Below are 14,304 nucleotides of genomic sequence, written 5' to 3'. Positions count from 1 at the left end.
GGCCGCAACCCGCCGTGCCGCGCAGGCCTTGCCACGGCCCCAGCCCACGGGTTCCTTAAAAAAGAAAAACCCCGGCGTTGAGTACCGCCGGGGTTTCAAAAGGGTGGAAGTTCTGGTTCAACCATTACCCTACTGCTAGCCACCAAATCCCCCGGGGTCGCCTTTCGGCTGGTTTTCAATGGTGCTGGCGGGCTTGTTGGTCCCCAGAAACCAGGTGAAGCCCAGGTAGCCCACGCGCGTTTCGTACTTGGTTTGCAGGTCGGCGCTGAGGCCGTCGGCGGCCAGCTGGGTGTACTGGCGGCGGGTGTTGAACAGGTCGCTGACGCGCAGGGTGAGGGCGGCCCGGTCGTGGAATAGCCGCTGGCGCAGGGCCACGTCCACGCCGTACACGGCCAGCAGGCGGCCCTGGGGCACCACCAGCGGGGCCCGGTAATTGCCGCTGAGCTGCACGGCCAGCGCCTTGGTGGGGCTGAAGGTGCTGAGCAAATACGCCGTGCCGGTGAAGTTGACGCGGGTGCCGTCGCCGGCGTAGCTGGCCACCTGGCTGCGGTAGAACGAGCCGTTGGCCGTGAGCTTCCACCACGCCGCCAGGGGGCGCGTGAGCGAGATTTCGAGCCCGTAGCTGGCCGTGCGGCCGAAGTTGGCGTAGCTGGTGCGGGCAATGAAATCGGGCTGGCCGCTGAGGCGCGTGGCCAGGGTATCAATCGTGCGCAGGCTCTGGATGGCTTGGCTGGTGAAGCGCCCGAAGAGGGTGGTGCTCAGCGTAGTGGCCTGCCAGGCCACCTGGTGGCCCAGCTCCGCCACGTGCACGTACTCGGGGCGCAGGTCGGGGTTGCCCACCGCGTAGTTGCGGGCATCGGAGTAGATGGGCAGGGCAATGATTTGCAGGAAATTAGGCCGGTTCAAACGGCGCGCGTAGCTGAGCTGCAGGCGCTGCTCGTGGGGCAGCGCGCGGGCCACCGTGGCCGAGGGAAACAGGTTGAAAATGCGCTGGCGGGCCGAGCCCGCAGGCAGCACCTGCGCTTGCAACCCCGTGAATTCGGCCCGCAGGCCGGCCTGGTAGTCCCACGCCCCGGCTTTCTGCTGGTAATTGCCGTAGGCCTGCGGGATAACCTGCTGGTAGTGGTAGCTATACGAGCCCGCCTCCTGCCGCACGAATGGGCCCCCGGCAGCGGGCTGCACCGCGTAATCGGCCGTGCCGGGCGTCACCATCACGTCCGTTTTCATCCCCGCGCCCCAGCGGCGCTTGTCGTCCAGCGGGTGCACGTAATCGAGCTGCGCGGAGGGCAGGTGAATCTTTACGTCGAGCAGCTGCTGGCGCGCCTGCCGGGCGTAGTCGGCCGGCCCGTCCAGCACGCGCTGCTCGGACGTGACCGTGCCGCCGTCCAGGATGTAGGTGGCGCTGGCCGTCAGCTCGCGGCCGGGGTGGGCGGCCCAGGCGCGCCGGTAGTTGCCCGAAACCCGGGCGTTGTAGAGGTTGTCCACTTCCAGGTTCTGGTTTTGTAACGTGATGGCCGGGTCGGGGTCCCTGGCAAGCTGGGTGGTGAAGTCGCTGGTCTGGCGCAGGTCGTTCTTGTAGAACTCGGTGGTCAGGGTGAAGCGCTGCTGGTCGCTGGGGGCGTAGTCCACGCCCAGGTGCAGGCCCTCGTTGGCCTGGTGGCGCGTGTTCTGGCCGGTCTGGTCGGTGCGGGCGGTGCGGCCGTCGGCCGTGGCCACCTGCTGCAAGCCCGCGCTGCCGCGGAACTGGTTATTCAGCCCGTCGGCGCTGCCAAAGAAGTTGAATCTGCCCACCTGCCGGTTGAGGTTGAGCGCCGCGCTGTACTTGTCGCGGGTGCCCAGCGTGGCTTGCGCCGCGCCGTTCCAGCCAGGCTGGGTTTGCTTTTTCTGCACCAAATTGATGATGCCGCCCGTGCCCTGGGCCGAGTACTGGGCCCCCGGGTTGGTGATGACCTCGATGGTTTCGAGGCGGCTGGCGGGCAGCTGGTCGAGGCGCAGGCTGCTGGGCGCGGGCTTGCCGTCGAGGTAGAGCGTGACGCTGGAGCTGCCCCGCAGGCTCACCTGCCCATTGTCGTCCACGGCCACAGAAGGTACTTTCTGGAGCACATCGGCCGCCGTGCCGCCCGCGCTGTTCAGGTCCTTGCCCACATTAATAATGGTTTTACCCAGCTCATTAATCATCACCGCCTTCTCGGCTTGTACCACCACGCCGCCGAGCCGCACGGCCGCCGGCGCCAGCAGCCACGCGCCCAGGCGCACCCCCGGGGCCCCAGCGGTTAGCGCCACAACCCGGCGCGCGGGTTGGTAGCCCAGGGCCTCGGCCCGGAGCAGGTAGGTGCTCGGCGCAACGCCCGCCAGTGCAAACGTGCCGTTCTCCGCCGTCTGGGCGCTGCCCACCAACGTCGAGTCGGGCAGCCGCAGCAGGATGACGTTGGCAAAGGGCAGCGGCTGGCGCGTGCGCTGGTCCAGCAATGTGCCGGCTACCTGCCCGGGGCCCTGGGCCGCCGCTGGGCGGGGCCCCAAGCTGGCCGCCACCAGCAAACAGGCCACGGTCTTCCCACGGCTTCTAAAGACAAAGTGGCCGCTAATGTGGGGCCCTAACCAAACAGCTGATGCTTTCATTTTTGACATAAGTAGTTGTTTGACAGAGATTATTGCAATACAAACTACCCGGTAATACCTAGTAAATTGCGCTGAGAATACCGGCTGATTCATGGGGTTTGGTGTTAAAGCAATGGAAAAAGGGTGGGGCCCAGCCGCTGCCCTGGCAGCTGGGGGCCCCGAAAAAGAGTGGGCAAAAACTGCCGGAAAGTCCCTACTTCGCCTGGCGGCGCAAGTAGAAGTAGTAGGCCGAAAAACCCATTGCGGTACTGAAAATCAGGATGATGACGGAATGGATGCCCAGAGGCAGGTACTTGTTGCAAAGCAGGAGCCCCGCGCCGGTGCTGAGGAGTAGCGCCACCCACTTCACCACCTTGTCCTGCTCATCCCGCGGGCCGGGCAGCAGGCGCTCCACGATGCTTTCCGAGGCGGCCGACGCCATTATCTGCCGCTTTAGCAAATAGTTTAACACCAGCCTTATGGCAGCCAACACGAAATAGCCGAGTAGAAAAAGCGCCAAACCGGGCAGCAGGACGCGGCGTGCCAGCTCTAGCCCGTTGTTGTCGAGGGCGAGGGTCGGGGCCTCCTGCGCCTGGGTTTCCCAGGCCGTCAGGCAAAAAAACAGGAGCAGCCAAATGCGTTTCATGGGTCGGGCCGGGGGGCGGTACCGGATGAGACCGGCCAGCGCCGGTCGGGTTGCAAAAAATTACGAAAAAGCGAGCAGGCGCATTTGCCGCCGGTGCCGGGCCAGCAATTCCAGGCACTGACCGGCCACCAGGAAGGCGGCCACCACCCCCAGCCCGGCCCCCAGTCCATACGACAAGCCGTGGAGCACCTGCCCCAGCACATCCCCAAACAGGGCCAGAAACGCGCCCACCACGCCCAACACCGGCACGGCCACCGCCACGAGCACCCAGGGAAAAGCGGGCCGGGGCCGGGGCAGCTGGGCCAGCACCGCCGCCGCAAGGTCGAACGCAAAAGCGGGCGGCGGCAAGTGGGCCGCGGCGGCAAACAGCTGCCGGTAAGCCGCTGCCTGGGCCTGGCAGCGGGGGCAGCCGGGCAGGTGGGCCGCGGCGGCGGCCGGCAGCGGGGCGGCGGCGGCGGCGAGTTGCAGGTCGTCGTCGGAAAGGTGGGGCTGGGTCATAGGTCGTCGCGGTGGTAGGTGGCCAGCAGGCGCTGCTTCAAGAGTTTGCGCGCCCGAAAGAGGTAGTTTTTTACCGTGCCTTCCGGCAGGGAGGTGATTTGCCCGATTTCCTCGTAGCTCAGCTCCTGCTGGTGGTAGAGGGCCACCAGCGTGCGGTAGAGCGGGGGCAGCTGCTCGATGGCCGCGCCCAGAATACCGGCCAGGTCCTGGTCGAAAAGGGCCGTTTCGGGGTCGTAGGCCGGACCGGCCACCAAGGGTGGGGGGCCCCGGCGGCCGGCTTCCGCCGGGTCGTCGGGCGCGGGCTCCGCCGGGTCTGCCAGCACCAGCTGCTTCTTTTCCAGGTAGTGCAGGCAGGTGTTGTAGGCAATCTGGCCCACCCAGGTCGAGAGCTTGGCCTGAAACTTGAACCCGGCCAGGTTCTTAAACACCTTCAGGTACACCTCCTGCGCAAGGTCCGGGCGGTCGGCGGGGTGGCGAATCATCTTGAATACCAGCTGCGTCACCAGGCCCTCGGTGCGCCGCACGAGCTGCCCAAAGGCCGCGGTGTGGCCCCCCAGCACCTGCGCCACCAGCTGCTGGTCTGTCACGGGAGGGGTGGGCAGGTGGCTCATCTGTGCATTAGACCGGGCCGCCGAAAAGATGTTGCACCCCGGCGTTTTTGGGGGCCCCGGCCGGCGCGTGTTCTCTCAACCGGTACGTTCTGTTCCATCATGCCAGCGCTGGCGTTGGCAAGGGCAATCTACTCTGCCGACAACAGCCAGGACCGCACACTACGCAGCCAAGCTATTCATTTTCAATGCGCAAGGAAGCGTCTTTACATCCCCTTGCCGCCCGACTGCGCATCGACCACGGCAATGGCGGCGATGTTCACGATGTCGCGCACCGAAGCGCCGAGCTGGAGGATGTGCACCGGCTTGCGCATGCCCATCAGCACCGGCCCGATAAGCTCGGCCCCGCCGATTTCCTGAAGCACTTTGTAGGCGATGTTGCCCGACTCCACGTTGGGAAACACGAGGGTGTTGGCTCCCTTTTCGGCCAGCGGGCTGAAGCTGTAATGCTCTTGCAGCAGGCCCGGGCTCAGGGCCACGTTGGCCTGCATCTCGCCGTCGAGGAGCAGGTCGGGGTAGCGGGCCTTGGCCAGCTCGGTGGCGCGGCGGGTTTTTTCGGGCAGGGCCCCGGCGTTCGAGCCGAAGTTGGAGTAGGAGATGACGGCGATGCGCGGCTCGTTGTCGAAAAAGCGCACGGCCCGGGCCGTGAGGCCGATAATCTCCACCATCTGCTCGGCCGTGGGGTCGATGTTCACCGTGGTGTCGGCGAAGAAATAGGGCCCCTGCTTGTGCTGGATGATGTACATCGACGACACGCGCTTCACGCCATTCTCTGTGCCAATGACTTGCAGGGCCGGGATGATGCTCTTGCCGTAGTCCTTGGTGAGGCCGGTGATGCAGGCGTCGGCCGCGCCGGTTTCCAGCATCATGGCGGCGTAGTAGTTGCGTTCGCGCATCAGGCGGCGGCCTTCGTACAGGGTCATGCCGCGGCGCTGGCGCTTCTGATACAGCAGCTGGGCAAACTCGGCGCGGCGGTCGTCTTCCTTGAGAATGTTGACGATTTCGCAGCCTTCGAGGTCGATGTTGTTGGCGCGGGCAATTTCCTCGATTTTCTCGCGGGGCCCCAGCACAATGGGCGTGGCGATGCCCTCGTCGCGCAGAATCTGGGCCGCTTTGAGGATTTTGTAGTTGTCGCCCTCGGCAAACACCACCCGCTTGGGCCCCGACTTGGCGGCGCTCGTGATGCGGTTCATCAGCTTCTGGTTGCCGCCGAGGCGGGCGTGGAGCTGGTCGCCGTAGGCCTCCCAGTCGGTGATGGGCAGGCGGGCCACGCCGCTTTCCATGGCCGCCCGCGCCACCGCCGGACTGATGGTGGTGATGAGGCGCGGGTCCAAGGGTTTGGGGATGAGGTAGGTGCGGCCGAAAGCCAGGGTGTTGTCGCCGTAGGCGCGGTTCACCATGTCGGGCACGGGCTCGCGGCTCAGCTCGGCCAGGGCCCGCACGGCGGCCAGCTTCATGGCTTCGTTGATTTCGGTGGCCCGCACGTCCATCGCCCCCCGGAAAATGTAGGGAAAGCCGAGCACGTTGTTCACCTGGTTGGGGTGGTCGCTCCGGCCGGTGGCCATGATGAGGTCGGGCCGGGTGCCCATGGCCAGCTCGTACTCGATTTCCGGGTTGGGGTTGGCCAGGGCAAACACGATGGGGTCGGCAGCCATCCGCAGCAGGAACTCGGCCGGCAGCACGTTGGCCGCCGACAGGCCCAGGAACACGTCGGCCCCGGCCAGGGCCTCGCCCAGGTTGTTGAGCTGCCGGCTGGTGGCAAACTGCATCTGGATGGGGGCCAGGTTGGTGCGCCCCGGGTGGATGAGGCCGTCCTTGTCGAACACCACCACGTTTTCCTTGCGCACGCCCAGCTCCAGGTACAGGCGCAGGCATGACACGGCCGCCGCGCCCGCCCCGCTCACCACCAGCTGGATATCCTCAATTTTCTTGCCCACCAGCGCCAGCCCGTTCAGCAGCGCCGCCGCCGTGATGATGGCCGTGCCGTGCTGGTCGTCGTGCATCAGCGGGATATTCATCTGCTCGCGCAGCGCCGTCTCAATCTGGAAGCACTCCGGGGCCTTGATGTCCTCCAGGTTGATGCCGCCGAACGTGGGCTCCAGCGCCTTCACAATGCGAATAAACTCGTCGGGGTCGGCGGCGTCAATCTCGATATCGAAGCAGTCCAGGCCCGCGAACTTCTTGAACAGCACGCCCTTGCCTTCCATCACCGGCTTGCTGGCGGCGGGCCCGATGTTGCCCAGTCCCAGCACGGCGGTGCCGTTGCTGATAACGGCCACCAGGTTGCCCTTGGCCGTGTACTTGTACACGTCGTCGGGGTTGGCGGCAATGGCCAGGCAAGGCTCGGCCACGCCCGGCGAGTAGGCCAGCGCCAAATCGAGCTGGGTGCTGACGGGCTTGGTGGGCACCACCTCAATCTTGCCCGCGGGGCTCTGCGAGTGGTAGTTGAGGGCGTCCTGCTTGTTGATTTTCAGCATGAGGGAAGGTCAAATGAAAAACGGCCGCGCGAGCCGCGCGGCCGGGGGGGCCATATCCGAGCCAGCAAAGGTACTGCCGCCGCCAGTGGGCCGGCGGCGCGTCCACCCGGCCCGGCCGCAGGGCTACGAACCAAGCCGGCGGGCGCGGCCTACCCGCGGGGCACCAGCAGCTTTTGCCCCAGCTTCACATCGTCGGAAGTGAGGTGGTTCAGGCGCCGCAGCACCGCCACGCTCACCCCAAAGCGGCGCGAGAGATTGTAGAGCGTGTCGCCGTGCTGCACCAGGTGGGTACTGGGGGCCCCGTCGAAGCGGGTGGCCGGCCGGGCAGCTGGCGCGGCCGCTGCAACGGGCGCGGCGGCCGGGGCCCGGTGCGCCCTGGCAGCGGGGGCCGCCGGCGCGGCCGGCACGGCGGCGTCAAGGGCTTCGCTGCCAGGGCCTTCGGCTTTAGTGAGGGCCTCGGCGGTGGCCAGGGCTTCGAGCGGGGCCGCAGTGGTTTCGGCGTCGGCCTCAGCAGTGGCTTGCTTTCGCTCGGCCAGGGCGGCCGTGATTTTGGCCAGCGCGGCGGCTTGCACGGCGGCAATGCGGGCCTGGGCCCGCTGCGCGGCTTCCTGCCGCTGGCGCAGCCGCGCCAGGCGGGCGGTTTGCTGCTGCTCCTGCGCCGCCACGGCGGCCAGGCGGGCTACTTCCTGGGCATTGGCCGCCGCCAGGGCCTGGCGGGCCAGCAGCTCGCCGGCCGACGGCAAGGCCTTGGCCGGGCGCGGGGCGGGCGGGGCCGCGGCCACCACCGGGGCCGCGGCGGCTGGCGGCGGCACCAGCACCACCAGGGTGCGGCCGGGCATCAGGGCCTGCTTCGCGGCCAGGTCGTTCCAGCGGCGCAGCTGGGCCGGGCTCACGTCGAACCGCTCGGCCAGGCCGGCCACGGTTTCGCCCCGGCGCACTTTGTGGTGCAGGCGGCGCACGGGCGGCGGGCTGCCGGGCTCATCTTCGGCCCCGGGCGCGGCGGCCAGCGCGGCGGCCGAGGCCCAGGGCTCCACGCCGTCGAGGCGGGGCGGCCGCGGGGGCAGCGGCTGGGGCAAGGCGGCCGGGGGCTGGCAGTACGCCAGCAGCGTGGCGCGGTCGGCCCCGGCGAAGGCGGCCCGGGCCGCCGCCGGGTAGCGCACCACGTAGGGCCGGTAGCCGGCCGGCAACCCGGCCCGGAACAGCTCCGGGTTAAAGCGGGTCAGGTAGGTAGAATCAGAATACCCGCAGGCGCGGCTCAGGCGGTACAGGTCGAAGGCCTGGCCGCGCAGGCCCAGCGTGTCCAGCGGCTCGGCGCATTGGTAAGCGAGCTGGTCGGAGTGCAGGCCGTGCTGCCGGGCGTACTTCATGCTGTACATCACCGCCGTGAAGGTGGGCACGTAGTTGCGCGTTTCGGCCGGCAGGTTGGGGTACAGGGCCCAGAAGGTTTTTTTGCCCGTGCGGCGCATCACGCGCTGCACGTTGCCCGCGCCCCAGTTGTAGGCGGCCAGCACCAGGTCCCAGTCGTGGAACACGCCGTAGAGGTAGCGCAGGTGCTTGCAGGCGGCTTCGGTGGCTTTTTCGGGGGCCATGCGCTCGTCCACCCACTCGTCGCGGCGCAGGCGCAGGTCGCCGGCCGTGGGGCCCATGAACTGCCAGAGCCCGGTGGCCCCCACCACCGACTTGGCGGTCGGAATCAGCGACGACTCCACCACGGCCAGGTACTTAAGGTCGGTGGGCAGGCCGTACTGGGCCAGGTATTTCTCAAACAACGGGAAATAAAGGTTTTCGCGCTCCAGGATGCGCTGCGTGTACTCGCGCTTGCGCACCGTGAACAGCGTGACGTAGGCCATCACCGCGTCGTTGAACTGGTGCGGGGCCTCGGTTTCGAGGCAGCTCATCCGGTCGCCCACGAGGTCGCGCACGGTGGGCGGGAGTTGCAACCAGGCCAGCCGCACCGAATCAACGGGCACCAGGGACACGACGGCCAGCGAGTCGGGCAGCGCCAGCACGGGCGCCCGAGCGGTGTCGGCGGCCAGGGGCAGCACGTGCTGGGCCCGGGCCGCTATGGGGGCGGCCAGGGGCAGCAGCACGGCCAGCCGCCACCACAAGCGGCCGGGCCGGGCGGCCGGGGTACGTCCTTGCTTCATAAGCCCGAAGGTAGAAGAAAATGCCGCAAAAGCCAGCATTATTCCTAAAGTGTTACTTCAGCCGGCGCTCACAACGTGTTAATACACCGGCCCAAACTTTACTTACTACGCAAAAGACTTGCCCGCGTTACGCTTCGGTTTCGGCCGGCACCAGCTCGGTGGCGAAGGCTAGCAGGTCGGCTTCGCGGAAGGCCCCGGCCATGATTTGCAGGCCCATAGGCAGGCCGGCGGCGTCGTTGCCCATCGGCACCGAAATGGCCGGCACGCCCGCCAGCGAGGCCTGCACCGTGAAAATGTCGGCCAGGTACATGCTCACCGGGTCCTGCTTCTCGCCGATGCGGAAGGCCGTGGTGGGCGTGGTGGGCAGCACCAAAAAATCGTACTGGCGCAGCAGCTCGTCGGTCTTGTCTTTGATGAGCCGGCGCACCCGCTGAGCCTTGGTGTAGTAAGCGTCGTAGTAGTTGGCGCTCAGCACGAACGTGCCCAGAATGATGCGCCGCTGCACCTCCGCGCCGAAACCCTGCGACCGGCTTTTCTTGTAAAGCGACTCCAGGTCCGTTACGTCGGGGGCCCGGTAACCGTACTTCACGCCGTCGAAGCGGCTGAGGTTGGAGCTGGCCTCAGCGGTGGTGAGGATGTAATAGGTCGGAATCATCACGTCGAGGTAATGAAAATCGACGGGCTCCACCACGTGGCCCAGGCCGCGCAGGTGGTCGAGCCGGCCCTCAAGGGCCGCCTTAATTTCGGGGTTCAGGCCCGCGCTGTTGATGGCGTCGGCGATGTAGCCGATGCGGTAGTGGCCGGCGGGGGCCAGCAGCTGGCCGTAGGGCGGCACCTCGCGCTGGCTGGCGGTGCTGTCCATGCCGTCGGGGCCAGCCATTACCTCCAGCAGCCGCGCCGCATCCTCCACCGAGCGGGTCAGGGGCCCGATTTGGTCGAACGACGAAGCGAAAGCCACCAGCCCGTAACGCGAAATGCGCGAGTAGGTGGGCTTCAAGCCAATAACCCCGCAAAAGGCCGCCGGCTGCCGCACCGAGCCGCCCGTGTCGGAGCCGATGGAGGCCAGGCACATGTCGGCCTGCACGGCCACGGCCGACCCGCCCGACGAGCCGCCCGGCACCCGGCTGGGGTCGGCGGCGTTGCGGGCCGGGCCGAAGTACGAGCTTTCGTTGGAGCCGCCCATCGCAAACTCGTCGCAGTTCTGCCGCCCAATCAGGATGGCGTCGGCGTCGAGCAGGCGCTGCACGGCCGTGCCGGTGAAGAGCGACTTGAAGCCGTCGAGCATCCGGCTGCTGCTTTGCAGCGAGTGGCCGGCGTAGGCCAGCACGTCCTTCAGGCCCAGCACCATGCCGGCCAGGGGCCCGGCGGTGCCGGCGGCCCGCTTGGCGTCCACGGCGTCGGCCTGGGCGCGGGCCTCGTCGGCCCACACCTCTAGGAAGGCGTTGAGGTGCTGCTGCCGCTCGATGTTACCGAGGTAATAGTCAACGAGCTGACGGCAGGACGTGGTGCCCGCCGTCAGCTCGCGCTGAATTTCCGAAAGAGAGGTGAAACGCTTCAAGCTGCTCGCAAATGACTGAGGTACTAAACGCTGGGCGGGCTGTAGGGCTGGCGGGGCTGGGTGCCTTCGGGGGCCAGGTTGGGGGGCAGCACCGGGGGCACGTAGGCGGGCTCGGCGGGGGCCCCGGCGGCCGGGTGGGCGTCGGCTACCGGCAGGGGCTCGTAGCCCGGGGCCGGCTGGCCGGCGTAGGGGGCGGGCTGCGGCGGGTAGTTGGGGTTGTAGCCGGGGTTGGGGTTGTACGCTTGGTTGGGGTTGTAGGGGGGCTGCTGGCCGGCCCGCTCAAACTCGCTGCGGATTTCGGTGCTGGCGTCTTTGAACTCGCGGATGCCCTTACCCAGGCCCCGGGCCAACTCAGGAATTTTGTTGGCCCCGAAAAACACGAGGATGACGACCATGATCAGGATCAGCTCGGAGCCGCCGATGTCGCCCAAAAATAAAAGCGTGGAATGTAGCATGGTTTCCAGTTAGTTAGGGTAGCTATTGAATAATTCCAGCGGTGGGGACTAGCCTAGCTGCTGGTTGGGTTCGTTGGGGTTGTAGGCCGGCGGGGTGGGCTGCTGGTAGCCGGGCTGGCCGGGCTGCGGGTATTGCGGGTACTGGGGCGGGTAGCCGCCCTGCTGCGGGTAGCCATTTTGCTGGGGGTAGCCCGGCTGGGCATAGCCCTGCTGCGGGTAGCCTTGCGGGGGGTACTGCGGCGGGTAGGGCTGCTGGTAGCCCTGCTGGGGCGGGTACTGGGCGTTGGGGTCCTGTGGGTACGGGGCCTGGTCGCGGTAGGCGGGCGGCGTTTCTTTGGTGGCGTCTTTGAACTCGCGCACGCCGGAACCGATACCTTTAAACAATTCGGGGATGCGCTTGGCACCGAACAACAGCACAACCACGAAAACAATCAGCAGCAGCTCGCCGCCGTTTGGAATTCCGAGCAAAAACAAAGTAGCAAGCATAAGGGTTGGGGCCACTTGGCCCGGTAGATGGTTTGAACAAGACGCTATACGGAGCCTGGGTCCGGCCGGATGGCAAAGGTACCGCACGGCCCGCGGTTGCGCGGTCTGGGGGCCCTAACAATTTGGTGGGGCCGGAAGAGAAGTTGGTCGGCCGCTAGGGGCCCTTGGTCGGAATATCAAACCCCAGTACTGATTTAACAGCGTAGTTTGTTTTTTAATTACCGACTTATCAATGGTTTCTAGTCTAATTTAAGGTTATGAGTCTTCACTTGGAGCAAGAGCTGGTTCCGCCCATTTCCGCCGCTTACGACGCCTTGGCGGCCGCTCCGGCTCAGCTTTTCGCCGACTTAGTGTACCTGGCCAGCGCGGCCTGCGGCACGCCGCAGGCCGCGCTGGCCCTGGCGGGGCCCGTGGGTTTTGTGTTCAAGGCCCAGCGCGGCTTTGCCCCCGCGACGCTGCACGCCCTGGACGGGTTTTGCCAAGCCGTGATGCACGCCGAAACCGTGTTGATCAACGACCAGGACCTGTTTCCCGACTCGGCGCAGCCGCTCTTTTGCGCCGGGGTGGCGCTGCGGGGCCCCGACGGCCAAGCGCTGGGGGTGCTGTGCGTGTCGGACCCCGCCGCCCGCACCACCCCCACCGACGCCCAGCGCGAAGCCCTGGCCTGCCTGGCCCGGCGCGCGGCCGACCACCTGGCCCTGACGCTGGCCCACCAAACCCTGGAAGCCCAGCAGCAGCAGCTGGCCGCCGCCTTCCGGCTGGCCCCGGCCGCCGAGCCGGGCCTCCGCCCCGAGCTGTTCGTGAAGCAAGACACCCGCCTGGTGCGGGTGGCCCCCGCCGACGTTACCCATTTCGAGGCGCTGGGCGACTACGTGAACCTGTACACCGTGCGCGAGCGCCTCACCGTGTACGGCACCATGAAGGACATGCAGGCCCGCCTGCCCGCCGCCGATTTTGCCCGCGTCCACCGCAAGTACATCATCCGCCTCGACCGCCTCGTGGGCCTCGACGGCGACGTGGTGCTGCTCGATGCCGGCCGCGACGGCAGCACGACCCGCCCGGCTACGTCCGTGCCCATCGGCAGCTCTTACAAGGCCGCCTTGCTGGCCCGGCTCCAGATACTGTAACCGCCGGCTGCCCTCAGCCGGGGTTTACCGAGAAAATCCGGAGGTTGGACGAATTGACGCCCCGCGCGGCCCCGCGCCGCCCGAAATTCGTTCCGGCTAAAGGTTACGGCCCCGTTGAGTAGGGCCTTGGCTCTGCCAATAGACCGTGACCGAAGCTAAGTTTGTTTTCATAGCTCAGAAAGACACCGTGCTCTGCCCGGTGTTTTTTTTTGCCCCGCCCCTAGCGGCCGCCCAGCCAGGCCTCGGGGTTGAGGTTGGCCGAGTTGTGCCACACCTGGAACTGTAGCTCCGAGGTGCCGTCGGCCCCGGCCGCCACCGTGCCGATGACCTCGCGGGCGCTGACGTGCTGGCCGTCGCTCACGCTCACCGAGCGCAGCTTGGCGTACACCGTGAAGTAGTCGCCGTGCTGAATCATAACAATGGTGTTCATGCCCGCGATGCTGGTAATGGTGAGCACCTTGCCATCGAAGCAGGCCCGCACCGGCTCGCCGGCGCTGGTCTGGATGTCGATGCCCCGGTTCTCGACCACCACGTGGCGCAGCACCGGGTGCGGGTGCCGCCCAAACCGCTGGCTGATGAAGCCGCGCCCCACCGGCCAGGGCAGCCGCCCCTTGTTGCCCGCAAAGTTGGCCGACACCAGGGCCGTTTCCGGGGTGAGGGCCACGCGGCTGGCCCGGCGGTCTTCGGCCGACTCAGCGGCGGTTTCGGGCGCGTCGTCGCTGCCTTCGGCGCGGGCCCCGCGGCCGCGGCCGCGGCGGGCCGCGGCCAGGGCTTCGCGGCGGGCGGCCAGGCGGGCGGCGCGGGCGGCGCGGGCAATTTCTTCGCGCACCCGCTCGGCAATCAGACGGTCAAGGCGCTCGCCGGCCTGCTGGCGCTCGGCCAACTCCTGGCGCAAGCCCTGCTCCTGCTGGCCCAGCTGCTGCACCACTTCGTCCTGCTGGGTTTTGAGGCTCAGCAGGTTTTTATTCTCCGATAGCTGGTTGCTGAGCAGGGCCCCCTTGCGCCGCTGCTGCTGCGTGAGGCCCGTGAGCTGCTCGTCCAGCCGCGTTTGCGTGCCCACGATGCGGGCCGCTTGCTGCTGCCGCTCCGCGGTGTACTGGCGCACGTAGCGCAGCCGCAGCGCAAACTGGTTGAACGAATCGGCGGCGAACAGGAACATGAGCTGGTTGAAGCCGCTGGCCGTTTTCGAAGCCGTGTACAGCAGCCGGGCGTACTCGTCCTTCAGCTGGGCCAGGGTCTGCCGGGTTTGCAGCACCTGCTGGTTGGTCTGCTGTACGTCGGTGTTGAGGCCGTGCAGTTGGGTCGAGATGTTTTGGATGACGCCCTGCTTCACCACCAACTTCTCCTTGATGACGCTCAGCTCGCCCAGCGACGCCTTCTTTTTGGTCTGGGTTTGCACCAGGGCCTGGCTTTTCTCCTGGATGGCCCGCAGGTTGGCGCGGCGCTCCCGCTCCAGCTGGGCCTTCGATTTGGGGGCGGGGCCCGCGGCGGGGCGCGGCTTTTTGCGGTGCGCCGGGGCCGGGCGGCTGCGGGCGGGGGCCGTTTTGTGGCGGCGCGGGTGCTTCTGCGCCGGGGCCCCGGCGGCCGGGCCCCCGCCTACACCCACAGCCAGGCACAGCACCAGCAGCCAGGCCAGCCAGCCCGGGTGGGGCCGGCCGCGCCGGGGTCGTTGCTGCCGTTGTGCCTGCGCTGTGCCGCTCACCC

11 protein-coding genes are annotated in these 14,304 nt (G+C 67.4%); 1 reads left to right on the top strand and 10 read right to left on the bottom strand.

Annotated features, from left to right (window positions below):
- Positions 1 to 135 precede the first annotated feature (135 nt).
- The 9 genes from HNP98_RS03955 to tatA (HNP98_RS22305) form a co-directional block, all read right to left on the bottom strand.
- Entirely contained in the window at positions 136 to 2,547 is a 2,412-nt protein-coding gene (locus HNP98_RS03955) for an outer membrane beta-barrel protein (protein WP_173808755.1), read from the bottom strand.
- A gap of 265 nt (positions 2,548 to 2,812) precedes the next feature.
- The gene (locus HNP98_RS03950; protein WP_173808754.1) at positions 2,813 to 3,244 is read right to left on the bottom strand and encodes a hypothetical protein; all 432 of its coding nucleotides are present in this window, start codon (positions 3,242 to 3,244) and stop codon (positions 2,813 to 2,815) included.
- A gap of 60 nt (positions 3,245 to 3,304) precedes the next feature.
- The gene (locus HNP98_RS03945) at positions 3,305 to 3,742 is read right to left on the bottom strand and encodes a hypothetical protein (protein WP_173808753.1); all 438 of its coding nucleotides are present in this window, start codon (positions 3,740 to 3,742) and stop codon (positions 3,305 to 3,307) included.
- Positions 3,739 to 4,353 (bottom strand): RNA polymerase sigma factor, encoded by a 615-nt coding sequence (locus HNP98_RS03940; protein WP_173808752.1) that lies wholly within the window; start codon positions 4,351 to 4,353, stop codon positions 3,739 to 3,741. The genes HNP98_RS03945 and HNP98_RS03940 overlap by 4 nt, the downstream gene beginning before the upstream one ends.
- A 203-nt stretch (positions 4,354 to 4,556) precedes the next feature.
- Positions 4,557 to 6,827, bottom strand: coding sequence for an NADP-dependent malic enzyme (locus HNP98_RS03935; protein WP_173808751.1), 2,271 nt, complete (start codon positions 6,825 to 6,827; stop codon positions 4,557 to 4,559).
- A gap of 149 nt (positions 6,828 to 6,976) precedes the next feature.
- Entirely contained in the window at positions 6,977 to 8,974 is a 1,998-nt protein-coding gene (locus HNP98_RS03930; protein ID WP_173808750.1) for a LysM peptidoglycan-binding domain-containing protein, read from the bottom strand.
- Between the two features lie 127 nt (positions 8,975 to 9,101).
- On the bottom strand, positions 9,102 to 10,532 hold the full coding sequence (gatA, locus tag HNP98_RS03925) for an Asp-tRNA(Asn)/Glu-tRNA(Gln) amidotransferase subunit GatA (RefSeq protein ID WP_173808749.1): 1,431 nt from the start codon (positions 10,530 to 10,532) through the stop codon (positions 9,102 to 9,104).
- A gap of 23 nt (positions 10,533 to 10,555) precedes the next feature.
- Complete coding sequence (gene tatA / locus HNP98_RS22310; protein WP_217425647.1) at positions 10,556 to 10,987, bottom strand: twin-arginine translocase TatA/TatE family subunit; 432 nt, start codon at positions 10,985 to 10,987, stop codon at positions 10,556 to 10,558.
- 48 nt (positions 10,988 to 11,035) lie between these two features.
- A complete protein-coding gene (gene tatA / locus HNP98_RS22305) occupies positions 11,036 to 11,455 on the bottom strand; it encodes a twin-arginine translocase TatA/TatE family subunit (protein WP_317171040.1) in 420 nt (139 codons plus the stop codon).
- Between the two features lie 275 nt (positions 11,456 to 11,730).
- Between tatA (HNP98_RS22305) and HNP98_RS03910 the strand changes: the two genes are divergently transcribed.
- Complete coding sequence (locus HNP98_RS03910; protein ID WP_173808748.1) at positions 11,731 to 12,600, top strand: LytR/AlgR family response regulator transcription factor; 870 nt, start codon at positions 11,731 to 11,733, stop codon at positions 12,598 to 12,600.
- Positions 12,601 to 12,820: 220 nt separating this feature from the next.
- On the opposite strand, the gene HNP98_RS03905 is transcribed toward HNP98_RS03910, so the two are convergent.
- The gene (locus HNP98_RS03905) at positions 12,821 to 14,302 is read right to left on the bottom strand and encodes a murein hydrolase activator EnvC family protein (RefSeq protein WP_317171039.1); all 1,482 of its coding nucleotides are present in this window, start codon (positions 14,300 to 14,302) and stop codon (positions 12,821 to 12,823) included.
- Between the last annotated feature and the right edge of the window lie 2 nt (positions 14,303 to 14,304).

Origin of the sequence: Hymenobacter caeli, from assembly GCF_013294115.1 — a bacterium.
In the GTDB taxonomy this organism is placed as follows: domain Bacteria; phylum Bacteroidota; class Bacteroidia; order Cytophagales; family Hymenobacteraceae; genus Hymenobacter; species Hymenobacter caeli.
Note: the sequence above shows the minus strand (reverse complement) of the source record. Positions and strands in the feature narration are given on the sequence as shown.